Source organism: Gaetbulibacter aquiaggeris (assembly GCF_044003965.1).
GTDB lineage: Bacteria > Bacteroidota > Bacteroidia > Flavobacteriales > Flavobacteriaceae > Yeosuana > Yeosuana aquiaggeris.
This window is the reverse complement of the sequence record NZ_JBAWKC010000005.1, coordinates 156470-180950: the sequence shown is the minus strand read 5'-3', so window position 1 is coordinate 180950 and position 24481 is coordinate 156470. Positions and strand designations below refer to the sequence as shown.

Here is a 24481-nt window from a genome sequence, read left to right as displayed (position 1 = left end):
TTACGGATTAAGTATGGTTTTTAATTTAGTTTTAATTCTACTCATCTTCACACGTGCATTAACTTCACTAATACCCATTGTTTCACTTATTTCTCTATAATCTTTATCTTCTAAGTAAAGAAAGATTAGAGCTTTTTCAATATCATTTAATTCATGTACGGCTTTGTACAAGGTTTTTAATTGTTCTTCTTCAGTATTATCATAATCCTCAGCTTTCATTCTAAATTCAATACCGTCAAAATCTTGCGTAATTATTGAACGTTTTGATTTTCTATATAAGGTTATGGCGGTATTTAAACCAACGCGATACATCCATGTGCTGAATTTAGAATCACCACGAAATTTAGGATATGCCTTCCATAATTGAATGGTTATTTCTTGAAATAAATCATTATGTGCATCATAATTATTGGTGTACAATCTACACACCTTATGAATGATATTTTGATGCTTTTCAAGCAATTCAACAAAACTATGTTCTAGTTCTTTATTCAATTTGATTAGTTAGTTATAATGTAAGTAGCGGATTGAATTAAAACGTTACAACTCAGTAAAAATAAAGTATTTTTTTGTTAAAAGTAATTTACAATTAACAACAGATCATATTAATTATTTATACATTAATTTAATTAAACTAAAGGTTTATTATATCTATTTTAAAATATTGATAATAAACATCATGAGTCTAATGTATAGATTTTGTCTATTATTGCTTTTTAAGTCCTATAACGATTAATAATTGAGCGATGGAATAAGTTGTCATAATCCAGATTCCGGATAATGGTAATGGATTATAAAATTTATTAAGAGCTAATAAACTATCCGAAGTTATAAAAAAAACAGCACCTAAAAAAACTAAAATATAACTGTTTTTTGAAACACTTCCTTCACGTAAAAAGGCCGTGGTAACCATTATTAAAATAACAAACATATAAATTATAACGGGGATGAATAAATCACCCAATCCGTCTTTTAACAAATAAAATAATCCAATGGTATAAACCAATAAAGGCAGCATAAATTTCAGCCCTTTTTTAGCAATGTTTCTCTTTTTTAAGAAGACCAAAATATACATAACATGAGCTGTTAAAAACGACAGCAAACCACCTATAAAAAATAAGCTATTCATTTCTGTAAACATCAAAAGGATGTCCCCTAACAAAGAGAATATTAAGGCTGATACAACTAATTGTTTTGTTTGAGTATCCTTGTGCCGATTATGTTGTAAAAAAAAGATAATAAGAGAGGAAACCAATAGAGGTTTAGAGAGGTAATGACAATATTTTAAACTTTCAGTGTTATCAAAAATCAATTCAAAGATTAAAATAATGCTGTAAATTATTGAAAAGAGGATGACTGGTTTGTTTTGTGTTTTGCTCATAATTTCAAATATATTCAATTCATCATTAAAATTTTACAGTTCGGTTATTATTAGTTTTTCATAAAACAGTTTTTGTTCAATTTTATCTTATCAATCAAAACGAACAAACCAATTTGTTACAATATGAAAACACTATTATTATTTTTCACTTTAAACATATCAAGCCAAATAATAGCTCAATCTTCAATAATTAGTGGAAAAGTTTTAGATGGAAAGGGCCTTTGCATTGCAGGAGCCAATGTGTATTTGCAAGGCACGTACGATGGAAGTACCACTGATGACACTGGGGGTTTTTATTTTAAAACAAGTGAGACAGGGTCTCAAACCTTATTAGTCTCTTATATTTCTTTTGAAACATTTACTATGGTTGGTGATGTGAAATTCATGAAAGACTTAGTGGTTAAACTTAGAGAAGATGTAAATACGCTGGATGCGGTAGTGCTTTCTGCAGGTACTTTTCAAGCCGGCGATAATAGTAAGGTAAATGTATTAAAACCTTTGGATGTTGTTACAACGGCAAGCGCATTAGGCGATTTTGTAGGTGCTTTACAAACACTTCCTGGAACGACTACCGTTGCTGAAGATGGTAGGTTGTTTGTGCGTGGTGGTGAAGCAGATGAAACTCAAATTTTCATAGACGGTATAAGGGTATTTACTCCATATACACCTACAACTAATAATGCACCTGCAAGAGGCAGGTATTCTCCGTTTTTATTTGATGGTATTACTTTTTCAACAGGAGGTTATTCTGCCGAATATGGTCAGGCATTATCAAGTGTATTATTGTTAAACACTATTGATGAACCAGATCAAGATAAAACAGATATTGGTATAATGAGTCTTGGAGCAACCCTTGGAAATACTCAAAAATGGAATAATAGTAGCTTAAGTGTCAACGGTTCTTATATTAATTTGGCTCCTTATAATGAGATATTTCCTAATCGAAATAATTGGATTAAACCTTTTGAAGTGTTTTCGGGTGAAGCAGTGTATCGTAAAAAATATAATTCAGGCTTATTAAAACTGTATACAGCTTATGATAACACCAATTTTGAATTAATTCAGGAAGATATTAATGAACCTGAAGGCGTTAGTTTTAAATTAAAGAATAATAATTTGTACTTCAATGGGTCATATCAAGGCGCTTTAAATGATACTTGGAATATGTTTGGAGGATTAAGTTACACCATTGGAAATAATGACTTAAGCATCATTGATATGATTATTAATGATAGTGAAACAGGGATTCATGCCAAGTTAAAATTTAAAAAGCACTTTAGTAATCGATTTAAACTAAATTTTGGTGCTGAATATTTAGCCTCTCATTTTGAAGAGAAATTTTCAGATACAAATCCAAATCAAGAAATTTATGGATATGATAATAATATTGCAGCCACATTTGTTGAGGCAGACATATTTTTATCAAAAGAAATAGCATTTAAAGCAGGGTTAAGAACAGATTATAGTGAGTTGTTTAAATCATTTGATCTGGCACCTAGACTTTCACTGGCCTATAAAACCTCAAAAAGCAGTCAATTATCTTTGGCTTATGGCAATTTTTATCAAAATCCTTCAAGTGACATTTTAAAGTTTAATCAAGATTTGAGAGCGCAAAACACCTCACATTATATTTTGAACTACCAATATAATGCTGACCGCAAAATATTTAGAGCTGAAGCCTATTACAAAGACTATAAACATTTAGTGAAATATGATACAGAATATACTCAATATGATAGTAACTATAATAGCAGCGGTTACGGTTTTTCGCAAGGTATTGATCTGTTCTGGCGAGATAGTAAAAGTATAAAAAATGTTGATTACTGGGTGAGTTATTCTTTGTTAGATACGAAACGTGATTATAGAAATTATCCAGTTGAGGCGCAGCCTAATTTTGCCAATACACATAATTTATCTATTGTTGGGAAGTATTGGATTAATGACTGGAGAAGTCAAGTTGGGTTTAGTTATGCTTTTGCGTCAGGAAGAACCTATACCAATCCCAATACATCAGGTTTTTTAAATGAAAAAACCAAAGCCTATAACAGTTTAAGTATTAACTGGGCCTACTTAATAAGTCCGCAAAAAATATTATATGCTTCTGTGAACAATGTATTAGGTTTTAAAAATATAAATGGCTATCAATATGCTAATACTACTAATGCTAATAGGGTTTTTGAAAGCCGGGCTTTACAACCTGCTGCAGATCAGTTCTTTTTTGTAGGCTTTTTCTGGACTATTAGTTCAGATAAAAAGAGCAATCAATTGGATAAATTATAAATTTTATTTCTAAATTTTTAAATGAAAATTTAATTGCCAAAACATCTGTATTTGAAAGGATTATAAGGCTTTATAGCCATTTTTATACATGACAAAAATCATATTTTTTCACATTTATTTGAGTTAACTTTATGTTATATATCTAAGCCTTAGAGTCATGAAATCTAAGAAAAACCCACAAGTTGAAATTGGAAGAAATAGTAGTCTTTATTTTGCTATTGGGCTTAATATCATGTTGTTTGCTTCTTGGCAGTTATTAGAATATAAAACTTATGATAAAAAGGACGTTGCAATTGATATTCTAAATATGGATGAGGAATTTGAAGAAGAAATACCTATTGTTAATATTAATACCCCGCCACCGCCGCCACCGCCAATTGCCATTCAAGAATCAATAAAAATTGTTGAAGATGTTGTTGAAATTGAAGAAACAATAATAGAAAGTACAGAGTCAAATCAAAATGATAAAATTGCACCAGTTATTGCCGTTGCAGATGTTTCTGTAGAAGAAGTGGATGAGGATGTTGAAGTACCTTTTTCTGTAATTGAAGATGTTCCTGTCTTTCCTGGTTGTGAAAATGGATCTAAAACGGAGAAAAGAAATTGCTTCCAATTAAAAATGGAAGAACATGTTGCCAAAAATTTTAAATATCCAGAACCAGCTTTAGATCTTGGGATCCAAGGTAAAGTCTTTATAATATTTGTAATTGATCAAGATGGTTTTGTATCTAGTATTCGTTCTAGAGGTCCAGATAAAATTTTAGAGCAAGAAGCAGAAAGAATTATTAAGTTACTGCCTAAAATGATTCCAGGTAAACAAAGAGGTAAACCTGTAAAAGTGCCTTATAGTGTGCCAATAGTATTTAGATTAATGGCAAGTTAGAATTTTTTAAGGAATTAGAGTTTATATCACTCGTTTTATTAAAGCCAACTTAAATCATACTTTGATTTTAAGCTGGCTTTTTAATTTCCTTTTAAAATTCACATCTCGTCCTTTAAAATTGACAATTCGGTTAATCTCTTTTTAAATTATCAGTTAACAAGTGGATATTTGTTCTATAATTTAAAAACAATCATTATGCAAAAATTAGTTATCATTTTAGTAGCATTTGCAACTAGCTTTATAAGTGCTCAGTCGAATTATGAAAAAGGTATGCAAAAAGCCTTTGAACTTTGGGGAGGCAATAACCCAGTAGAAGCATCCAATATGTTTGAACGAATTGCAAATGCAGAACCAGATAATTGGTTACCTGCTTATTACGCGGCTCAAGTAAATATTGTAAATAGCTTTGGGTTAAAGGATGAAGAAAAGTTAACGGCTCAATTAAAGAAAGCACAAGATTTAATTAATGATGCGACGGCTATTTCAAAGAATAATCCTGAGATTTTAGTGCTTCAGGCTTTATTATATACTGCTTGGGTAGCTTATGATGGCGCTGCTTACGGAATGACTATGTCACCTAAAGTAGAAGCTATTTATGCACAGGCAGAACAAATTGCTCCTAGTAATCCGCGTGTAGTTTATTGTAAGGCAGAATGGGGCATTGGAGGAGCGAAGTATTTTGGACAAGATACTAAACCATTTTGTAAAGATCTGGAAAGAGCTTTAGATCTTTTTGCTAACTTTAAACCTGAAACGCCATTTCACCCTAATTGGGGTAAAGAAAGAATTGATATGCTTTTAGAATCTTGTAAAGAGTAATTATTATTTTATTATAAGAATATTATGACAAAATCTTTTAAAAATATCATTGTCACTTTTATTATTGGATGTTCGGTTTTTGTAATAGGAAACTTGCTATCTGGGGGATTTGATTATAATAATATCAATGACTTTTTAATAGATTTTGGCTTCTATCAATTGTATTCATTTGTTTTAGGGTATTCCAACATGTACTATTTTGAGTATTTAGAACACCTTAAATGGAAAAAAGAAGATAGGATTAAACGAATTTTAATTGGAATAGTAGGTTCGATTATTATAACCTTGATTGGGTTGTTTCTTCTACGTGGATTTACAGCCATGACCATTAATGGTAAAACGTTTACAGAATTTATCACACATGAAAAATTTAAATATTATCAATTTGGATTATGGATAACCTTAACCATCGTAGTTATTTTTCATTTCGTTTACTTTTACAACAAGTATCAGCAAAATAAAATAAAAGAGCAGAAAGTCATTGCCGGAACAGCCAGTGCTAAATTTGATGCTTTAAAAAATCAATTAGATCCTCATTTTCTTTTTAACAGTTTAAATGTATTAACCAGCTTAATTGAAGAAAATCCGGAAAATGCACAAAAATTCACAACCTCTTTATCCAAAGTGTATAGGTATGTTCTGGAGCAAAAAAGTAAAGAATTAGTAACCGTAGATGAAGAGTTGGAGTTTGCTAAAACCTATATGTCTTTACTTAAAATGAGATTTGAAGACAGTATTGTTTTTGAAATTCCTGATCGTGCCACAAATCCTGAAAGTAAAGTAGTGCCTTTGTCTTTGCAGCTATTATTAGAAAATGCCGTAAAGCACAACATGGTAACAACGAGCAAGCCTTTACATATTAAGATTTATGAGGATAATGGCAATTTAGTGGTTGAAAATAATTTACAACCTAAAAAAATAGTAAAAAAGAGTAGCGGTGTGGGTTTAGAAAACATAAAACAACGCTACAATTTATTATCAAACAAGAATGTATATATCAATCAACATACAAACAGTTTTTCGGTGGCAATTCCAATGCTTACTAAACAAATATCAATTATGAGAACAGATACAACCTCTCGAATAGACGATAGTTATTTAAGGGCACGTAAGCATATTGATGACCTTAAAGAATTCTATTATGGTATAATTTCATATTTTCTAGTTATTCCCTTCTTAATTTATATTAATTATAAAACGTATTGGGGTTTTCAATGGTTCTGGTTCCCAATGATTGGTTGGGGCATAGGTATCATCATCAATGCTTTTAAAGTATATTTCAGTGAAGGTGTTTTTGGACGTAATTGGGAAGAACGTAAAATAAAACAATATATGGGTACTGATGATAATCAAGATACACGTTGGAAATAAAAATTTAAAATTATGAGCACACAATCAAACAACAACATGGAAGACAATTATATTAAAGCCCGTAAACAAGTGGAAGAATTAAAAGGATTTTACTACAATTTGATCTCTTATATTTTGGTGATTCCATTTCTAATTTTCATAAACTATAAAACTTCTTGGGAATTTCAATGGTTTTGGTTTCCCGTATTTGGATGGGGTATGGGCTTATCATTTCACGCTTATCATGTATTTGTGAATAACGGATTCTTGGGCAAGAAATGGGAACAACGTAAAATAGAACAATTTATGCGTGAGGAAGAAGAACAAAAACGATGGCAATAGTCCGTAATATCAATACTTAAAACTTAAAGTTATGACAAATTATAACACAGATAATCAAGATATAAGCAAGAAAGACAACAAAAGTCAAAACGATTTTTATCGTCAAGAAGCTTATATAAGAGCTCAAAAAAAGGTCAAAAAAATTATAGGTTTTTATTGGCATTTAGCATCCTATGTCATCGTCAATATATTTCTGATTTTAATGATAGGAAGAGCCAATGGGAATTTCTGGAGTTTCGGGAACTTTTTAACACCCATTTTTTGGGGAATAGGATTATTTTTTCATTTTTTTAGTGTATTTGGTCCCGATTTCATGTTTGGTAAAAACTGGGAACAGCGCAAAATCAAGGAGTTTATGGATAATGATAAGAAGAACTGGCAATAATATTTTTGGTATTCCCTTTTTGGGGTATGCCTTTAGTTCACTCTTTTTTGAGAACTTCTAAAAAGGATAAAGTATTAATTGCTAATGCAAAAAATAGTTAAAACAATGAACGTAATCATCATCGAAGACGAAAAACCATCAGCAAGACGCTTGCAGCGTATGTTAACAGCTTTGAATTTGGAAACAGAAATTATGTTGCATTCTGTAGAAGAAAGTATTCAATGGTTTAATAATAATGAACATCCTGATTTAATTTTTTTAGATATTCAATTAAGTGATGGCTTATCTTTTGAAATATTTGAAGCCATTGATATAAAAAGTGCTGTTATTTTTACCACGGCTTTTGATGAGTATGCACTGCAGGCTTTTAAACTGAATAGCATTGACTATTTATTAAAACCGATTGATGAAGTAGAATTGACAAAAGCGGTTAAAAAATATCAAGACAGATTACCACAAAAACAGGCCGTTACTTTAGATTTTAATGATATTAAAAAATTATTGGTAAACCCTATAGACCGCGAATACAAAAAACGCTTTTCCGTAAAAGTTGGGCAACATCTAAAACTTATTAATATAGAAGAAATAGAATGTTTTTACAGCGAAAATAAAGGCACTTATTTATATACTTCTGAAGGAAGAAATTATCTTTTAGATACCACATTAGAACTTTTGGAGCAGGAGCTGGAACCACAAACTTTTTTTCGTATAAGCCGTAAATATTTTGTAAATATTAATGCTATTAAAGACATGGTAAGTTATACCAATTCACGTTTGCAAATTAAGTTGAATACTTATAATGAAGATGAGGTGATTGTAGCGCGTGAGCGCGTTAAAGATTTTAAAGAGTGGCTGGAGTGATAAAGACTTTTAATAGTCTTTTAGTAAACTGAAATGGTCAGTAAAACCATGGTTGTAATCAACAATATTAAAACAAGAGGCATTATAAATTTTAACCATTTATTGAACCCAATTTTCACAATTGCCAAGGCTGCTAATATTAGGCCAGTAGGATTGATCAAATAAAACAGACCCATGCCATAATTATAGGTATCAACTATCGTTTCTCTTCCTATATTTACTGTATCAGCCAATGGAGACATAATCGGCATTGTTAATACGGCCATTCCTGAGGACGATGGCATGAAAAACGATAAACCACCATAAATAAAAAGCATAAAATTTGTAAAAATACCTTTGTTCAGGCCTTCTGTTATGGTGCTCGCATGATATAAAATGGTATCACTAATGAGACCATCTTCCATAAGAATGGTTACACCTCGTGCAATACCAACAATAAAAGCTACACTCAGTAAAGACGCAGCTCCTTTGGCAAACTCTTCCACGAAAATACTTTCTTTAATTTTGGCAATAAGGCCTATAATAATCGCCCCAACAAAAAATGTAGCGGTCATTTCTACAAACCACCAATCTAAAAAGGAAACACCAACAATCATAATCACAAAGCATAATGAAAACACCACTGTAATAAGTCTCAGTCTATTTGTATATGTTGTTGTATTCATAGAATGTAAGCCAAAAAGGGCCTCTAATTCTTCTTTTTGATCATAAATAAGAGATTTTGATGGATCTGCTTTTACGCGCTTTGCATAGTGAAGAATATAAATGATGGTAATAATCAGACAAATGGCTAACATGATTAGACGATTTTCTAGACCTGTTGTCCAATTTATGCCAGCTGCATCTGAAGCAATAATTGTTGAAAACGGATTTGTAGTGGAGCACATAGACCCAACTCCTGAACCTAGAAAAATACATGCAAGCCCCACCATAGCATCATATTTTGCCGCAAGAAATACTGGAATTAAAATAGGGTAGAAGGCCATAGTTTCTTCAGCTAAACCAAAGGTTGTTCCGCCAGCGGCAATAAGTGTTGTTACCAAAATAATGAGAATATACTCTCTGCCTTTAAGCATTTTTGCCATCCATGCAATTCCAGCATCAAAAGCACCAGTGAGATTCATGATGCCAATTAAACCTCCAATAATGAGAATTAAAAAAATGATATCAGAAGCTGCAATGATTCCTTTTATAGGAGCTTGAACTAATTCTGCAAGGCCTTGAGGCTTTGATTCCAGTTCTTTATACGTATTAGGAATACCGATAGGTTTATAGATATCACCATTTGTAAATTTTTCAATGGGAATTTTTATGTGGAGGTTCTCTAAAGTTTCTTGTGTTGCCGGTAATTCAATAGTTTTCTCTAAACTGGTTTTGATGAACGAATTGTTTTTCGCGTTATACGCTAAACTATCATATTTTCCTGCAGGAACCAGCCATGTTAAGAGCGCAACAATTATGGCAATGATGATTAAAATAGTTTGGGCGGTTGGAAATTTTAGTTTTCTCATTTACAATTATGCAGTTAATTCTAAATTACTCTACTATGCTTTCATATGAACTACATCAGCTGTTAATATCAAATCAAAATGAATTTATAATAAATTCGTACCAAATAAGCTATTGGTTTTTCATAAATCGGCGCATAGCAACCCATTGTTTAAGCATATCCCTGGCGTCTTGTGCAGGATAGCCTAACACGGTTTTTCCAGCTTCTACGTCTCCCACTACCCCAGAACCTGCGCCTACCGTAGCACCAGAATGGATAGTAGTATGATCTTTAATGGAAGCACTGCCACCAATAATAACCCCATCTCCTAAAGTTACAGACCCTGCTAAACCACTATGTCCTGCCATAATACACGAACGTCCCATCACACTATTATGTGCTATTTGTACCAGGTTGTCAATTTTACAGCCATCACCAATAATGGTAGAACTAAATTTAGCTCTGTCTACACAAGAGTTAGCACCAATCTCTACAAAATGCCCGATAACTACATTACCTATTTGAGGTATTTTTACTAAACCACGGCCATCATCACTAGGTCTATATCCAAAACCGTCGGCACCAATACTAACGTTGGTGTGAAAGATACAGTGGTTGCCAATAATACAACGTTCGCGTATCACGGTTCCAGACCATACTACCGTATGCTCACCAATAATAGTCTCATCAAAAACACATACATTAGGATATAAAATAACCCCTTGGCCTAATTCCACCTCTTTACCAACATAACAGTTGGCACCAATTTTACAATCTTTTCCAATTTTAGCCGTTTCATGAATCACCGCTGTTGGATGAATATTAGTGCCAAATACCGGTGCTGGCGGATTGAATAGATCTAAAATTTTAGCCATCGCTAAATCGGCATTTTTGACTTTTATCAAAGCCCGATTTTCTCCTGGTTCAACTTTTAAGTTATCATTTACAATGGCTATAGATGCTTTTGAATCGGCCCAAAGCTTCACGTATTTTTGACTTCCTATAAATGTTATGTGATTGTTTTGGGCTTTTTCCAGCTGTTCTGGGCCTTCAATACGTTGTTTTGTGTTGCCTATTAATTCCCCTTTAAGAATGGTATTAATATCTTGTGCTGAATACGATTTCATGTAAGAATTGCTTAATTAGTTGTTTAGTTTTAGTAAAACTAAAAGAAAAAAAGCAGTCTAGGATATTTTAAAGACAATTTATTCTTCTATTCTGTTCTCATCAAATGCAGAAGGCAGCATTTTAGGAATAAATTTTATAAATAAAGGCAATAATATGGCCCCACCAGGTAAAATAAAGATAGCCAAACTTGGTATCGATTTCATTATATCTAATAATTGATCCTGTACTTTTTTCTGTTCTTCTTCACTTAGGGCTCTGGTAGTAGATTTAGTAAGTAATACCATGAGTTCTTTACTTTCTCTAAGTTCATTCAACAAACGTTTGCTATTTCGTTTAATAAGTTTTATTACCATTTTGCTGGAGTTGTCATAGAAACTCTGAAACATATTTTTAGAACTCAGCAATGCGATTTTCTTTTTATGTAAATGATAAAATATATTAATATCAGCAATGGAATTAATAACGACTAGCTGATTAATATGTAAGTCATCACCAAGTTTTATTAATAGTTTTCGTTCTTCAATATCAATAATTTTATCGCTCCAATAGGCCATACAAGCCATATCTATGATGTAATGTTTTCCTAGAGTAGTTTCAATATTTTTTACAACATCATCATAGCTGAGGGTGTCTTTACTTTGGTATCTTAAGGAAGATTCAAACAGTTTAATTAAACTTTCGTCATATTTTGATTTTTCCTTTTTCCCTTCAAAAGCAATCAATACAATGGTTTCAATTGACGCTTCCATTTGTTTTAAATAATTTTCGCCAATAGTATTGTTTTTTAAATACTCTTGATATCCTAAGACATCAATAAACAGTAAAGCATTGGTGATAAAAAAATTGAAGTTTTTGGTAATAAGGTTGTCATCAATATGAACGCGCTTATTGATCATATCTTCAAGAAAACCAGCAGATTTTTTTTCACCTAGTAATCCTTCAAAAAATGATAATTTATAATCATCTATGGATTTATAAAAACTTATAATACTCGATATTAGATCTTCAGGTTTATTGGCCTGTTGATGAATAAAATAGAAAGCTAAAAATAAGTTGATTTTGGATAATTCTTCTTCTGTAAAGTCTTTGTTATCAATACAGTTAAAAATGACAGAAATGTTACTTCCATAGATAAAACCGCTGGACTTCAGAGCATTGTAAAAGTCAGTTTCAGAAGGTTTCAAGTCCTTTTGTTTACTTGAAATTTCTTTTAATAGTTTTTTAATCCAGCCATTCGCTGATGGATTCATGGTGTTCATTTTAACAAGACAAAGATACTTCTAAAAATTAAAAAAGCTACTTATTACAGTAGCTTTGAAATAAAATTATATAATGACTCTTATTGAATAATTCCTGTACAGCTTACTCTACCACCTGCATCACCAGTAGGTTGTGTCACATAATCATCAGTACCTGCATGCACAATCACAGCTTTGCCTAGTATATCTTTTGTTTCATCCCCACAGCCAATACACCATTGATCTGTTGCAAATGTTATAGAGCCTTTTCCGCTGGCATCAGCTGTAAAATTTCCTATATCTCCTTTGTGGTATCCTGCTTCTGCTCCCCATTGTCCATGTGGTTGTGCTGTTGGATTCCAGTGACCACCAGTAGATTTACCATCAGGTGAAGAACAATCTGCTTTTTCATGAATATGTATGGCATGAATACCTTCGGTTAAGCCTTCCATTTCAGCAACCATAGTTACTAAACCATTTTCTTCTGTAAACGTTACGGTTCCGGAAACATTACTATCACTTTTTGGTTCTAGTGTAAATTTAATGACTTTAATGTTTGAAGTCACTTCCTCTTTTTTTGTAGTGGTTTCTTCAGTTTTTTGCTCAGGTTCTTTTTGTGTATTTTTACAAGCTAAGGTCAAAACCATTATGAATGCTAATGTGAAAATTGATGTTTTTTTCATGATTGTTTTAAAATTTAATTTTGAGGTAAGTTAAGCTTAATTTAAACCTTTTGCAAATCTCATTATGACCAATATCATGTTATTAAATTTTCTATTCAATTAATTTTGTCCTAAGTTTGAAGGTATGAACAAGTCTTTAGTAAATAAATATAATATTGCTGGCCCTCGGTATACCAGCTATCCAACCGTTCCGTATTGGAATGACAATACGTTTTCTGTCGAAAAATATAAGCAATCTTTAATAACGTCATTCAATGAAAGTAATGCTAAAGAAGGGATTAGTTTATATATTCATATGCCTTTTTGTGAAAGTTTATGTACGTTTTGCGGATGCAATAAGAGAATAACGAAACAGCATGATGTTGAAACACCTTATATAGAGTCCGTATTAAAAGAATGGAATTTATATTTGAATTTGTTTAATGAAAAACCTATTATTAAGGAATTGCATCTTGGAGGCGGAACACCTACATTTTTTAATCCAGAAAATTTAAAAAAATTAATAAAAGGTATTTTGAAAGACGCCGTTCTTGCAAAGGGTCATGAATTTAGTTTTGAAGGGCATCCTAATAACACGACTAAAGCGCACTTACAAGCTTTGTATGATGTGGGATTCAATCGCGTTAGTTTTGGTGTACAAGATTATAATAGTACCGTTCAAAAGGCTATTCACCGAATTCAACCATTTGAAAATGTAAAGCGTGCTACAGAAACGGCGAGAGAAATCGGCTATTTATCTGTTGGACATGATATTATTTTTGGATTGCCGTTTCAGACTTTAGAGCATGTGGAACAAACAATTTTAAAAACAAAAGAACTTGGTCCAGACAGACTGGCTTTTTATAGTTATGCCCATGTACCATGGATTAAAGGTAATGGACAACGTGGTTTTAAAGATTCAGATTTACCAAAAGCTGAATTAAAACGTCAGCAGTATGAATTGGGCAAGCAATTGCTCATGGAAGTTGGTTATCATGAGATTGGCATGGATCATTTCGCTTTACCATCAGATTCTTTATATAAATCTATGCAAAAAAAGAGTTTACATAGAAACTTTATGGGGTATACTGCTTCAAAAACACAAACGATGATTGGTTTAGGGGTTTCCTCAATAGGTGATAGTTGGTATGGATTTGGTCAAAATGTGAAAGTCATAGAAGAGTACTACGATTTGTTAGAAAAAAATGAATTACCTGTTTACAGAGGACATATTTTAAATAATGAAGATTTAGTAATTAGAAGGCACATACTTAATTTGATGTGTAGTTTTGAGACCTCGTGGGAATCTGAGCACATGTATTTTCCTGAAATTCCTGAGGTGTTAATCAAGCTTAAGGAAATGGAACATGATGCATTGTTAGAGATCCATGCCAAATCAATTAATATTTTACCTAAAGGGCAACCTTTTGTCAGAAATATATGTATGGCTTTTGACTTATTGTTACAACGTAAAACACCTGATGTACAGTTGTTTTCAATGACCGTTTAAATTTTTATAACTTATAGCAGAGTGATTGATTTTAATTTTAAAAGGAACAACTTTTAAAAAGTTGTTCCTTTTTTATTTTTAACTATTTAAAGTGAAATCAACAGTAATTTGAGTATCTAATAATTTTGAAATAGGGCAATTTAACTCAGCATCTTTTACTGATTCTTCAAATTCATTTTTGGAGATACCTTTCACCTTTGCATCAAGGACTAAATGAGATTGTGTAATGCTACCATCATCAAGAGTTATTTTACAAGTGGTGTTCAATGATTCGGCTGTATAGTTTTTAGCTTGTAAGATAAATGCCAATTTCATAGTAAAACATCCTGCATGTGCCGCTGCAATTAATTCTTCAGGATTGGTGCCAATGCCATTTTCAAAACGTGATGAGAATGAATATTGCGTTTCATTTAAAACTTTGCTTTGTGTTGTTAAATGGCCATTACCATCTTTTCCAGTACCCGTCCAAAAGGCTTCTCCTTTTCTTTTCATGTTGATTAAATTAGTTTTTAATTGAATATTTATTTTATGTAGTGTATGAATTACATGTTCTATGTACAGTAATAAAAAAACATGTAATATTATTTTTTTAAAGATAATATTTTTATGTTAAATAAATAGCTAATAAAAAAGATAGTTCACTTGAATTAGCAAGTATGATAATGGCCTAATGGCAGTTCATCGAACCTGTTACCATATCTGAAACTGGGGCAGGAGAGATGTAAGGAATGCCCAAACCAAGACCTCTAAGGATAAAAAGAACCCCTATTAAAACCACAAAAACAGGAATCGCTTTTTGAATTTTTTGACGCATGGCCCCTTTTAAAAAGTTGCTAAAGTAAATAGCAGTGGTCATTAACGGAATGGTGCCTAATCCAAAAAATGCCATATATAGACTTCCTTCAGCGGCGTTTCCACCGGCAATAGCACCAAAAACGGCCATGTAGACTAATCCACATGGTAAAAATCCGTTCAAAAAACCAATAGTTAAAAAAGTATCAGACGTTTTTTTCTTTAAAGCAGAGCCTAAAGCAGATTTAACTTTTGAAATGACTTTATAAATTGGTTTTGATACATTGTATTTATTAAATGTTTTATAAGGGATAAGTATAACAATAATCATAATAACTCCAATGATAATAGAGAGTTGTTGCTGGAAACCAAACAAATTCAGACCTTTACCAATGAGACCAAAAACCAATCCCATAATACTGTAAGATAAAAGTCTGCCTATATGATATAAGGAAAGCTGAGTAACTTTTTTATACGTGTTATTTCGGTCAACTGGAAGCATAAATGCGATAGGTCCGCACATGCCAACACAATGGAAACTTCCTAATAGTCCTAATAAAAAGGCCGAAATAAGCATAGTTTAATATACAATTGATTTTTTAAACAGATATGACGTTTCGTTATACTGCCAATCAATTGTAATGTTCCAACGACCATCTAATAAACGTTTGTCAGGTACGAGCAAATAAGATTCAGATATTGAAATTGGAGTTTCAAAATCTAGTTGTTTGTTAGATGGTCTATATAGGAACACTTTACCAGTAATTTTTTTTGAATCAAAATTATATGGGAATTTAAAAACTATGCCTTTTGATGTTTTAGTATATGAAATATCTTCTTCAAGACCCTTGGCATTATTTTGTTTATTAATATCTTCTTGATAACCAAGTTCTGCTTTATAATAATCCTCTGTCACTAAATCATGATCATATTTTTGGTTAAAATTCATTGAAATAACAAAATACATGATAAAGGAAATAAAGCCAATAAAAGCTAAAACAATTCCAGTTCCCCAATTAAATTTCATAATATTTTTATTTTAGTTATAACTTCTTGGCCCTAAAAAGTTAACAGTCGTGGTTTCAATCAGTTTTTCATGACTATAAACCTCGATCATCAATTTATTTTTATCACCTTTTAAGTCACTTTTGTTTATCTCAATGAATAAAGTGCCTTCAGCAATGCCTTGTGACGGCACTGTAAAATTATCTTTTGTTGAAACAAGTTTAATAGTCCCTTTATATTTTCTTAATTTGAAAATAACATCATCAATTTCTTTATTTGTTTTATTTACTAATTTATATGTAAATACATTACTAATAACATTATTTTCCTTGTGCTCATACAATTGCCCGGGTAATCTTAATACTCTGGCTTCTACATCATTTCTTAAAAATAACATCCCTGTTAAAACTCCTGTAAGAATTATGAGTACGGCAATGTACCCTTTTAATCTTGCAGTTAATTTAAATGGTTCCTTATTTTCTATTTCAGCTTCACTGGCATATCTGATAAGCCCTTTTTCAAGGCCTATTTTTTCCATGATAGTATCACATTCATCAATACATGCAGTGCAATTCACACATTCCAGTTGGGTTCCGTTTCTTATATCAATATTGGTAGGACATACATGAACACATTGCTTACAATCTATACAATCACCATGACCTAGAGCCTTTCTATCTTCACCTTTACGCCATTTTTTTCTTCCATTTTCAGCCTCACCACGCTTATAGTCATAAGCGACTACTATAGATTTATTATCTAAGAGTACTCCTTGCAATCTACCATACGGACAGGCAATGATGCAGACTTGTTCTCTAAACCAGGCAAACACAAAATAAAATACTGCTGTGAATATTCCTAATGGGAATAAGGTAGACAAATGTTCTGACGGACCTTCAACAACATATTGAACCACTTTATCACTGCCTATTAAATAAGCTAAAAATACATTAGCAATCAGAAATGAAATCACTAAAAAGATAAACCATTTTAAAAGGCGTTTTCTTATTTTTTCAGCATTCCAAGGTTGTTTTGCGAGTTTAATTTGTTTGCTTCTATCACCATCTATCCAAAATTCAATACGCCTGAATACCATTTCCATAAAAATGGTTTGAGGACAAATCCATCCACAGAAAATACGACCAAAAGCTACTGTAAATAAAGTGATAAAAATAACCCCGATTAACATTGAGATGACAAATAAGTGGAAATCCTGAGGCCAAAAAGGAAAGCTAAAAACATTAAATCGACGTTCTAATATGTTGAACATCAAAAATTGATTTCCATTAATTTTTATGAATGGAGAAAAAACTAAAAAGGCTAAAAGAAAATAGCTTAGAAGCTTTCTTGACTCATACAGTCTGCCACTTGGCTTTTTAGGAAAAACCCAAGCACGCTTACCTGCTTCGTTTATGGTGCCAATCGAATCTCTAAAATTTTCGTTTTCAGGGGTTTCCATTTTGATGGAGTCATAATATTATAGAAGCAATAAAACAATCATTTATTTTGATTTATTGCTTCTTAATGTTGATAATTTTATTTAGCAGGTGCAGCAGACAAGGAATCTACTTCAGTGGTTGTTGTTTCAACAGCTGGAGCGCTCACACTTTCATCTACCCACACATCCCCTTCAGGTGCTTTAGGGTTTGCTGGTGTAGTACCTTGTAAAGACAATACATAACTCGCTACTTGTGCTATCTCAGATGGTTTAAAGTTTTGTTTCCAGGATATCATTCCTTTTCCATCACGTCCGCCCTCTGTAATAGTTTTAAATACATTTTTAATACCTCCACCTAAAATCCAGTGATTATCAGTTAAGTTTGGACCAATGCCACCTCCTCCATCAGCCATATGACATGCTATGCAATTCTGTTCAAAAATTGCTTTTCCACTATTTAAATCTGCTGGATCTGTTAAAAGTGTTACGGTATTGATGTCTATTAAATCTTTAGCATTCTTTTTATATTCGGCAATACTGATTTCGGCTTGTTTATATTCTTCAGCATATTCATCAAACTGACTATTATTTCCAAATATGTGGAAATTCACTAAATATATAGCCGCAAAAATTATAGAGGCATAAAAAGAGTATAACCACCAAGGCGGTAAAGAATTATCTAATTCTTTAATACCATCATAATTGTGATCTAAAATCAATTCACCTTCTTCTTCAATTGGTTTTGTGCCAACTAATTTTTTATAAGTGTTTTTAATCCATGCAAACTCTGGCGTTTTGTTTTTTGAGGCTAGAAAACGTTCTTTTTCTTTTGCACTTAAGCTTTGAAACATAACATTTTCTAAAGCGCCTACAATGGCTTCAATTGCAATTAGGATTATTAAGATCAAAGTTAAAAACAATAGTACTATTGGGAATTTTATAAAAGCTGGTTGCGCACCAGAATCGACAAAATATTCTACAAGCCCGAAAATTATAAAGAATATGACGGGTACTCTGATGTAAGACGGAATAAGGTTTCTCATAACAAAATATCGTTTTGGTTATTATTATCTAATGGAAGTTGACTCACTTTATTAATATATTCCTTTTTTGCAGTAAATACCCACCAAAAAAGAATGACAAAAAAAGTGAAAAATATAAGTAAAGATATGATTGGATAAATTTCAATTCCTGAAATGGTCTCCATATAATTTTTGACAAATTTTAACATGTTCCTTTTTTAATGAATTAATTATTCCTGAATATCTTTTACTTTAATATCTGTTCCTAATCGCTGCAAGTAGGCAATCATGGCTACTATTTCGCGATTTTTCATTTCCACAAACGGCCTTCCATTTTGTGCCGCATTATTTTTATCGGCTTCATAACTGGTAACAAAATCAGGGTCATTATAAAGGTTGTTTTCTATTTCAGTACCTTGATCCAGCATTTGTTGTTGCGCATTTGCAATTTCTTCTTCTGAATATGGAACACCAAGTGAAACCATAGTTTTCATTTTAGCTTCAGTTTGAGATTTATCTAATTCAGATGTTACCAGCCATTTATAATTTGGCATGATAGAACCACTTGAAGTACTTCTAGGATCATACATGTGATTTAAATGCCAGTTATCTGAGTATTTACCTCCTATGCGGTGTAAGTCTGGCCCGGTACGTTTACTTCCCCATAAAAAAGGATGGTCATAAACATATTCTCCAGCTTTAGAATATTCTCCATAGCGTTCCACTTCACTTCTGAAAGGTCTAATCATTTGTGAGTGACAACCCACGCATCCTTCGCGTATGTATAAATCGCGTCCTTCAAGTTCAAGGGGTGTATATGGTTTTACACTGGCGATAGTCGGGATATTAGATTTTACTAATATGGTTGGAACAATTTGAACAATACCACCAATTAGGATGGCAATCGTTGCAAAAATGGTTAATTTAACAGGTTTGCGTTCTAACCAAGAATGCCATGCTTCACCTGCTAATCTATGTTTAGAAACGCGCTCTAATGCAGGAGCTTCAGCTAGTTCATCGGTGACGGCGCTTCCAGATCTAATAGTCGCAATGATATTGTAAACTAAAATAAGCATACCAGTCAAGTATAAGGTGCCACCAATAGCACGCATCCAATACATAGGAATAATTTCTGAAACGGTTTCAAGGAAGTTACCATATACTAAAGTACCATCAGGATTAAATTGTTTCCACATACTGGCTTGTGTAAACCCGGCGACATACATGGGTAGGGCATACATTATGATGCCTAAGGTACCTAACCAGAAATGCAAATTAGCTAATCCTATTGAGAACAGTTTTGTTTTAAATAATCTTGGCACTAGATAATATATGATACCAAATGCCATAAAACCATTCCAGGCTAGTGCTCCAACATGCACATGTGCAATAATCCAGTCAGTAAAATGCGCAATGGCATTTACATTTTTTAATGATAACGTAGGTCCTTCAAAGGTGGCCATACCATAACCTGTGATGGCTACTACTAAAAATTTTAAAACAGGGTCAGTTCTTACTTTATCCCAGGCGCCTCTAAGTGTTAATAATCCGTTGATCATACCACCCCAAGAAGGCATTAGAAGCATTACCGAAAATGCAACCCCAAGGTTTTGAGCCCATTCAGGAAGTGCCGTGTATAATAAGTGATGAGGTCCTGCCCAGATATAGATAAAGATTAATGACCAGAAGTGAACAATGGACAGTCTATATGAATACACAGGTCGATTGGCTGCTTTTGGAACAAAATAATACATTAAACCTAAGAAAGGTGTGGTTAAAAAGAAAGCTACTGCATTGTGACCATACCACCATTGTACCAAGGCATCCTGAACCCCGGCATAAACGGAGTAAGATTTAAGGGCATTGACAGGAAGTTCTAAACTATTAAAAATATGAAGTACAGCTACGGTTACAAAAGTGGCAATATAAAACCAAATAGCAACATACAAATGGCGTTGTCTTCTCTTTAGTATTGTCCAAATCATATTAACACCAAAAACAACCCAAATTAATGCAATAGCAATATCTATAGGCCATTCTAATTCGGCATATTCTTTAGATGTTGAGTATCCTAATGGTAAAGAAATAGCAGCAGCAACAATTATCAGCTGCCAACCCCAAAAATTAATATTACTTAATAGGTCGCTTGCCATACGTGTTTTTAGCAAGCGCTGTAAAGAGTAGTAAATACCGGCAAACATGGCATTTCCTACAAATGCAAAAATAACCGCATTGGTGTGTAAAGGTCTTAAACGACCAAAACTTAGCCAAGATATGCCATCAGTCATGTTAGGGAATAAAAACATAAATGCAAGTATTAAACCTACAAGCATTCCCACAACACCAAAGACTATTGTGGCATAAATGAATTTTGTAACGATTTTATTATCGTAATGAAATTGTTGCATTTCCATAATTATAAAAATTAATCTTTTTTGGTTAGAATTGATTTATTGGATTTTTCTTTTACAAGTTCGTCTTCAAACAACATACGAACGGAAGGAGTATAACTGTCATCAAACTGGCCATTTTTTACGGCAATAATAAAGGCTATAAAAAAAATAATAGCAACAATAATGCTTACAGTCAGCATTATATAAATGACACTCATACCTTGTTATATTTAAGTGTTAAAAATACTTTCATGGTTTATCTAATAAAATGATATATATCATGTTTTACTTTAATTTTCTTCCGGCTATGTTTGTTGACAGCGTGGTAAATACAACCACACTTATTGAACTTAATGGCATTAAAATAGCTGCAAAAACAGGTGACAATTGACCCGTTATAGCAAAATAAAGTCCAATAATATTATAAATAAAGGATAAAGCAAAACTCCATTTAATAATTTTTATAGCGGTTTTTGAAAGCTTTATGTAATGGTCTAATTGATTAAATTTTGAAGCATCCAAGATGGCATCACAGGCAGGAGAAAATACATTGACGTTTTCTGAAATAGCAATACCTACATTACTTTGTGCCAAGGCTCCTGCATCATTTAATCCATCACCTACCATTAAAATATGGGCGCCTTCACTTTGATGGTATTTTATATATTCTAATTTGTCTTCTGGTTTTTGGTTAAATAATAATTTTGTTTTTGCGGGTAATAATTTGGTTAAATTTTCTTTTTCGCCTTCATTATCTCCTGAAAGAATGACTAAATCAAATTCCTTTTTTAATGTATTAAATAAATATGATAAGCCTTTCCTATACGCATTGTAAAAGGTGAATTTGCCTTTGTAGGTATTATTAGTGCTTACATGTACAATAGTGTTTAAAGAAGTGTTCTCATTTGTGTAACCCACAAAAGGAGCAGAGCCTATTTTTATTTGTGTTTCTTTATATTGGCCTGTAATTCCTTCACCAATATATTCCTGATAATTGTCTAATGAAACAATATTATGATCATTCAGAAGCTCGTATAAAGCTCGACTTAATGGGTGATTTGAGCCTCTTAAAGTGCTCTTTAAAGTTAATTCTTCTTCATCTGAAAGATTGGTGCCTTCATAATTTATAGTGGTGTTTTTATTTGATGTAATAGTTCCAGTTTTATCAAAAATGATGGTGTCTATTTTAGCTAATTGTTCAATGACACTGGCATTTTTCAGATAGAATTTTTTAGTTCCTAAAATGCGTAAAATATTTCCAAATGTAAAAGGGGCTGAAAGTGCTAGAGCACATGGGCAGGCAATAATTAAAATGGCTGTAAAAACATTTAAAGCTTTGCTGGAATCAGTAAAAAGCCAAAAACTTGTTGAAATGATAGCGATGGATAAAATAGCTATTGTAAAATATTTACTGATACTATTTGTGATGCTTGTAAAAGATTCTTCTTTATCTGTTTTAAAAACGTCATTACTCCATAACTGGGTTAAATAACTTTGCTCTACAGATTTTAAAACATCAACTTCAATAACCCCATCGAGCTGTTTTCCGCCTGCAAAAAGTTTGTCACCTGAATTTTTTGTGACCGCTTTAGCTTCTCCGGTTACAAAACTATAATCTATATGTGCTTTTCCTTTAATTAAAATACAATCTACTGGAATCAATTCTTCATTTCTTATTAAGAGTCTGTCACCTTTTTCAATATCATAAACCTGAACAGATTCCTCTTTTCCATTGGGTAAAATTTTAGTAATACCTATGGGAAAGTATGATTTGTAATCGCGCTCAAAAGATAGGAAAGAATATGTTTTTTGTTGAAAAAACCTTCCTAGTAACAGGAAGAAAATAAGGCCTGTTAAGCTATCAAAAAAGCCCGGACCAATATCATAAATAATTTCTACGGAACTTCTTATAAACAGCACTAGGATTCCTAAAGCTATGGGCACATCAATGTTTAATATTTTAGACCGCAATCCTTTGTAAGCTGAAATAAAATATTCTTGTGCGGAATAAAAAACGACGGGAATAGAATAAGAAAACATGAGCCACCTAAATAAAGGCTTATATTGTTCAAGCCAAAATTCATTCACTTCAAAATATTCCGGAAAAGATAAAAACATCACATTTCCGAAAGCAAATCCTGCAAACCCTAGTTTATATATTAAAGATCGGTCAATATTTTTCTTGCTAGGACCATAATCATCTAAACTAATAAACGGTTCATAGCCTATACTATTTAATAGAATCACTAAATTTTTTAAACTAAGGGTTTCAGAATTATAAGTAATTCTGACATTCTTTTTACCAAAGTTTACCATGGAGAAGCTGACCGACGGATGAATTTTACTTAAATTTTCTAACACCCAAATACATGAGCTACAATGGATATGAGGAATGTATAAGGTGATTATTTGCGTTTTTTCATCATTAAATTCAAGTAATTTTTCAACAATCTTTTCATTATCTAAAAAATTATATTTGCCTTCAATTTCTTTTGGAGTAGAACCTGGTGCTTGCTGTAAATCATAATAACAGGTCAAATCATTTTCTGAAAATATTTCATAAACAGTTTTGCAGCCATTGCAGCAAAATGACTTTTCATCAAATATGATTTCAGAATTTGTTGTGTCTAAACCACAGTGGAAACAAGTATGATGTTCCATAAATTTATTTACTCCTTTTGTACCTTTTGCAAAGATTTCAAAGATAACCAAATTGAAATATGATATATGTCATGTTTATAAAATATGATAATTGTTAGGTTTTAATTATTTTTACAACTCTTTAAATAAGACTATGGGTAACTATGGGTAAGTGTGAACAATGTATTATTAAACAATTTAATTCTCTTAAGACTTTGACAAACGAAGAATTAATGAGAATATCAAGTTGTAAAACCACCAGAACAGTAAAAAAAGGGGAAGTGATCTTTGAAGAAGGGGATGTATTAAAAGGTATTTACTGTGTTAGAGATGGTATTTGCAAACTCACCAAATTAAGTTCAAACGGAAAGGATCAGATTATAAAATTAGTGGTTAAAGGGGAGTTATTGGGTCAACGTTCATTAGTAAGTGATGAAAGTGTGAATCTTAGTGCCATTGCTCTAAATGATATGGAATTATGTTTTATACCAAAAGCCGAAATTATGATTGATCTTCAAAAAAATACTAATTTCACTTATGATTTATTAAAAGAGATGGCTTTAGATTTAAAAGAAGCTGATGATATTATTGTAAATATGGCTCAGAAATCTGTGAGACAACGTTTAGCTGAAACTTTGATTTACATTAATGATAGTTTTGGAACGAAATCTGACGGTACTTTAAGTGTATTGTTGTCAAGAGAAGATTTTGCAAATATTATTGGCACTGCCACAGAATCAACCATCAGAGTGATTTCTCAATTTAAAAAAGAAAGGCTTATCACCACTATAGGGAAACAAATTAAAATAATTGATATAGAGGGTTTAAAACGTGTAGAATAACCTTAAGACATGATAATAAAA

24 protein-coding genes are annotated in these 24481 nt (G+C 32.1%); 9 read left to right on the top strand and 15 right to left on the bottom strand.

The genetic code is table 11. The annotated features are described in order from the left end of the window. Window positions 1-495 carry an RNA polymerase sigma factor gene (locus tag V8G56_RS14205; protein WP_395439124.1) on the bottom strand — a complete coding sequence of 165 codons (495 nt, stop codon included), beginning with the start codon at window positions 493-495 and terminating at the stop codon, window positions 1-3. Window positions 496-706: 211 nt separating this feature from the next. Continuing rightward, entirely contained in the window at window positions 707-1381 is a 675-nt protein-coding gene (locus V8G56_RS14200) for a lysoplasmalogenase (RefSeq protein ID WP_395439123.1), read from the bottom strand. Window positions 1382-1504: 123 nt separating this feature from the next. On the opposite strand from V8G56_RS14200, the gene V8G56_RS14195 reads away from it, so the two are divergent. The 7 genes from V8G56_RS14195 (at window position 1505) to V8G56_RS14165 (ending at window position 8301) form a co-directional block, all read left to right on the top strand. Beyond that, the gene (locus V8G56_RS14195) at window positions 1505-3661 is read left to right on the top strand and encodes a TonB-dependent receptor (protein WP_395439122.1); all 2157 of its coding nucleotides are present in this window, start codon (window positions 1505-1507) and stop codon (window positions 3659-3661) included. A gap of 157 nt (window positions 3662-3818) precedes the next feature. Then, complete coding sequence (locus V8G56_RS14190; RefSeq protein ID WP_395439121.1) at window positions 3819-4544, top strand: energy transducer TonB; 726 nt, start codon at window positions 3819-3821, stop codon at window positions 4542-4544. A gap of 195 nt (window positions 4545-4739) precedes the next feature. Continuing rightward, window positions 4740-5363, top strand: a complete 624-nt coding sequence (locus tag V8G56_RS14185; RefSeq protein WP_395439120.1) for a hypothetical protein — start codon at window positions 4740-4742, stop codon at window positions 5361-5363. Between the two features lie 24 nt (window positions 5364-5387). After that, entirely contained in the window at window positions 5388-6734 is a 1347-nt protein-coding gene (locus V8G56_RS14180) for a histidine kinase (protein WP_395439119.1), read from the top strand. 12 nt (window positions 6735-6746) lie between these two features. Beyond that, window positions 6747-7055, top strand: coding sequence for a 2TM domain-containing protein (locus V8G56_RS14175; RefSeq protein ID WP_395439118.1), 309 nt, complete (start codon window positions 6747-6749; stop codon window positions 7053-7055). A 31-nt stretch (window positions 7056-7086) separates the two neighbouring features. Next, a complete protein-coding gene (locus V8G56_RS14170) occupies window positions 7087-7440 on the top strand; it encodes a 2TM domain-containing protein (protein WP_395439117.1) in 354 nt (117 codons plus the stop codon). Window positions 7441-7545: 105 nt separating this feature from the next. Next, a complete protein-coding gene (locus tag V8G56_RS14165; RefSeq protein ID WP_395439276.1) occupies window positions 7546-8301 on the top strand; it encodes a LytR/AlgR family response regulator transcription factor in 756 nt (251 codons plus the stop codon). Window positions 8302-8321: 20 nt separating this feature from the next. On the opposite strand, the gene V8G56_RS14160 is transcribed toward V8G56_RS14165, so the two are convergent. From V8G56_RS14160 to V8G56_RS14145, 4 genes are all read right to left on the bottom strand, one after another. Further along, window positions 8322-9812, bottom strand: a complete 1491-nt coding sequence (locus V8G56_RS14160; protein ID WP_395439116.1) for a YfcC family protein — start codon at window positions 9810-9812, stop codon at window positions 8322-8324. 109 nt (window positions 9813-9921) lie between these two features. Continuing rightward, window positions 9922-10917, bottom strand: coding sequence for a UDP-3-O-(3-hydroxymyristoyl)glucosamine N-acyltransferase (lpxD, locus tag V8G56_RS14155; RefSeq protein WP_395439115.1), 996 nt, complete (start codon window positions 10915-10917; stop codon window positions 9922-9924). A 78-nt stretch (window positions 10918-10995) separates the two neighbouring features. After that, window positions 10996-12168, bottom strand: a complete 1173-nt coding sequence (locus V8G56_RS14150; RefSeq protein WP_395439114.1) for an LETM1-related biofilm-associated protein — start codon at window positions 12166-12168, stop codon at window positions 10996-10998. Between the two features lie 89 nt (window positions 12169-12257). Further along, complete coding sequence (locus V8G56_RS14145) at window positions 12258-12839, bottom strand: superoxide dismutase family protein (protein ID WP_395439113.1); 582 nt, start codon at window positions 12837-12839, stop codon at window positions 12258-12260. Between the two features lie 124 nt (window positions 12840-12963). Here V8G56_RS14145 and hemN point away from each other — a divergent pair, with 124 nt between their 5' ends. After that, window positions 12964-14328 (top strand): oxygen-independent coproporphyrinogen III oxidase, encoded by a 1365-nt coding sequence (gene hemN / locus V8G56_RS14140; RefSeq protein ID WP_395439112.1) that lies wholly within the window; start codon window positions 12964-12966, stop codon window positions 14326-14328. Window positions 14329-14406: 78 nt separating this feature from the next. Here the strand turns inward: hemN and V8G56_RS14135 are convergent, their stop codons facing one another. The 9 genes from V8G56_RS14135 to V8G56_RS14095 all read right to left on the bottom strand — a co-directional run bounded on the left by V8G56_RS14135 (window position 14407) and on the right by V8G56_RS14095 (window position 23639). Further along, window positions 14407-14820, bottom strand: a complete 414-nt coding sequence (locus V8G56_RS14135; RefSeq protein ID WP_395439111.1) for an OsmC family protein — start codon at window positions 14818-14820, stop codon at window positions 14407-14409. Between the two features lie 175 nt (window positions 14821-14995). After that, the gene (locus tag V8G56_RS14130; RefSeq protein WP_395439110.1) at window positions 14996-15697 is read right to left on the bottom strand and encodes a sulfite exporter TauE/SafE family protein; all 702 of its coding nucleotides are present in this window, start codon (window positions 15695-15697) and stop codon (window positions 14996-14998) included. Between the two features lie 3 nt (window positions 15698-15700). Next, window positions 15701-16147 (bottom strand): FixH family protein, encoded by a 447-nt coding sequence (locus V8G56_RS14125; protein ID WP_395439109.1) that lies wholly within the window; start codon window positions 16145-16147, stop codon window positions 15701-15703. 12 nt (window positions 16148-16159) lie between these two features. Next, window positions 16160-17584 (bottom strand): cytochrome c oxidase accessory protein CcoG, encoded by a 1425-nt coding sequence (gene ccoG / locus V8G56_RS14120; protein ID WP_395439108.1) that lies wholly within the window; start codon window positions 17582-17584, stop codon window positions 16160-16162. 77 nt (window positions 17585-17661) lie between these two features. Further along, the gene (locus tag V8G56_RS14115) at window positions 17662-18606 is read right to left on the bottom strand and encodes a cbb3-type cytochrome c oxidase N-terminal domain-containing protein (RefSeq protein ID WP_395439107.1); all 945 of its coding nucleotides are present in this window, start codon (window positions 18604-18606) and stop codon (window positions 17662-17664) included. Next, the gene (locus V8G56_RS14110; protein ID WP_331632821.1) at window positions 18603-18794 is read right to left on the bottom strand and encodes a CcoQ/FixQ family Cbb3-type cytochrome c oxidase assembly chaperone; all 192 of its coding nucleotides are present in this window, start codon (window positions 18792-18794) and stop codon (window positions 18603-18605) included. Before V8G56_RS14110 ends, V8G56_RS14115 begins: the two co-directional genes overlap by 4 nt. A 21-nt stretch (window positions 18795-18815) precedes the next feature. After that, window positions 18816-20999 (bottom strand): cytochrome-c oxidase, cbb3-type subunit I, encoded by a 2184-nt coding sequence (gene ccoN, locus V8G56_RS14105; RefSeq protein ID WP_395439106.1) that lies wholly within the window; start codon window positions 20997-20999, stop codon window positions 18816-18818. Window positions 21000-21010: 11 nt separating this feature from the next. Continuing rightward, the gene (ccoS, locus tag V8G56_RS14100) at window positions 21011-21196 is read right to left on the bottom strand and encodes a cbb3-type cytochrome oxidase assembly protein CcoS (protein WP_395439105.1); all 186 of its coding nucleotides are present in this window, start codon (window positions 21194-21196) and stop codon (window positions 21011-21013) included. A gap of 67 nt (window positions 21197-21263) precedes the next feature. Beyond that, the gene (locus tag V8G56_RS14095; RefSeq protein WP_395439104.1) at window positions 21264-23639 is read right to left on the bottom strand and encodes a heavy metal translocating P-type ATPase; all 2376 of its coding nucleotides are present in this window, start codon (window positions 23637-23639) and stop codon (window positions 21264-21266) included. A gap of 143 nt (window positions 23640-23782) precedes the next feature. On the opposite strand from V8G56_RS14095, the gene V8G56_RS14090 reads away from it, so the two are divergent. Further along, window positions 23783-24460: a Crp/Fnr family transcriptional regulator gene (locus V8G56_RS14090; protein ID WP_395439103.1), complete on the top strand. Its 678-nt coding sequence runs from the start codon at window positions 23783-23785 to the stop codon at window positions 24458-24460. Window positions 24461-24481: the final 21 nt, after the last annotated feature.

Excerpts from the sequence above, each read along its gene's own strand:
- V8G56_RS14200 (WP_395439123.1), bottom strand. The coding sequence starts at position 1,381 with ATGAGCAAAACACAAAACAAACCAGTCATCCTCTTTTCAATAATTTAC.
- V8G56_RS14195 (WP_395439122.1), top strand. The coding sequence starts at position 1,505 with ATGAAAACACTATTATTATTTTTCACTTTAAACATATCAAGCCAAATA.
- V8G56_RS14190 (WP_395439121.1), top strand. The coding sequence starts at position 3,819 with ATGAAATCTAAGAAAAACCCACAAGTTGAAATTGGAAGAAATAGTAGT.
- V8G56_RS14185 (WP_395439120.1), top strand. The coding sequence starts at position 4,740 with ATGCAAAAATTAGTTATCATTTTAGTAGCATTTGCAACTAGCTTTATA.
- V8G56_RS14180 (WP_395439119.1), top strand. The coding sequence starts at position 5,388 with ATGACAAAATCTTTTAAAAATATCATTGTCACTTTTATTATTGGATGT.
- V8G56_RS14175 (WP_395439118.1), top strand. The coding sequence starts at position 6,747 with ATGAGCACACAATCAAACAACAACATGGAAGACAATTATATTAAAGCC.
- V8G56_RS14170 (WP_395439117.1), top strand. The coding sequence starts at position 7,087 with ATGACAAATTATAACACAGATAATCAAGATATAAGCAAGAAAGACAAC.
- V8G56_RS14165 (WP_395439276.1), top strand. The coding sequence starts at position 7,546 with ATGAACGTAATCATCATCGAAGACGAAAAACCATCAGCAAGACGCTTG.
- V8G56_RS14160 (WP_395439116.1), bottom strand. The coding sequence starts at position 9,812 with ATGAGAAAACTAAAATTTCCAACCGCCCAAACTATTTTAATCATCATT.
- lpxD (WP_395439115.1), bottom strand. The coding sequence starts at position 10,917 with ATGAAATCGTATTCAGCACAAGATATTAATACCATTCTTAAAGGGGAA.
- V8G56_RS14150 (WP_395439114.1), bottom strand. The coding sequence starts at position 12,168 with ATGAATCCATCAGCGAATGGCTGGATTAAAAAACTATTAAAAGAAATT.
- V8G56_RS14145 (WP_395439113.1), bottom strand. The coding sequence starts at position 12,839 with ATGAAAAAAACATCAATTTTCACATTAGCATTCATAATGGTTTTGACC.
- hemN (WP_395439112.1), top strand. The coding sequence starts at position 12,964 with ATGAACAAGTCTTTAGTAAATAAATATAATATTGCTGGCCCTCGGTAT.
- V8G56_RS14135 (WP_395439111.1), bottom strand. The coding sequence starts at position 14,820 with ATGAAAAGAAAAGGAGAAGCCTTTTGGACGGGTACTGGAAAAGATGGT.
- V8G56_RS14130 (WP_395439110.1), bottom strand. The coding sequence starts at position 15,697 with ATGCTTATTTCGGCCTTTTTATTAGGACTATTAGGAAGTTTCCATTGT.
- V8G56_RS14125 (WP_395439109.1), bottom strand. The coding sequence starts at position 16,147 with ATGAAATTTAATTGGGGAACTGGAATTGTTTTAGCTTTTATTGGCTTT.
- ccoG (WP_395439108.1), bottom strand. The coding sequence starts at position 17,584 with ATGGAAACCCCTGAAAACGAAAATTTTAGAGATTCGATTGGCACCATA.
- V8G56_RS14115 (WP_395439107.1), bottom strand. The coding sequence starts at position 18,606 with ATGAGAAACCTTATTCCGTCTTACATCAGAGTACCCGTCATATTCTTT.
- V8G56_RS14110 (WP_331632821.1), bottom strand. The coding sequence starts at position 18,794 with ATGTTAAAATTTGTCAAAAATTATATGGAGACCATTTCAGGAATTGAA.
- ccoN (WP_395439106.1), bottom strand. The coding sequence starts at position 20,999 with ATGGAAATGCAACAATTTCATTACGATAATAAAATCGTTACAAAATTC.
- ccoS (WP_395439105.1), bottom strand. The coding sequence starts at position 21,196 with ATGAGTGTCATTTATATAATGCTGACTGTAAGCATTATTGTTGCTATT.
- V8G56_RS14095 (WP_395439104.1), bottom strand. The coding sequence starts at position 23,639 with ATGGAACATCATACTTGTTTCCACTGTGGTTTAGACACAACAAATTCT.
- V8G56_RS14090 (WP_395439103.1), top strand. The coding sequence starts at position 23,783 with ATGGGTAAGTGTGAACAATGTATTATTAAACAATTTAATTCTCTTAAG.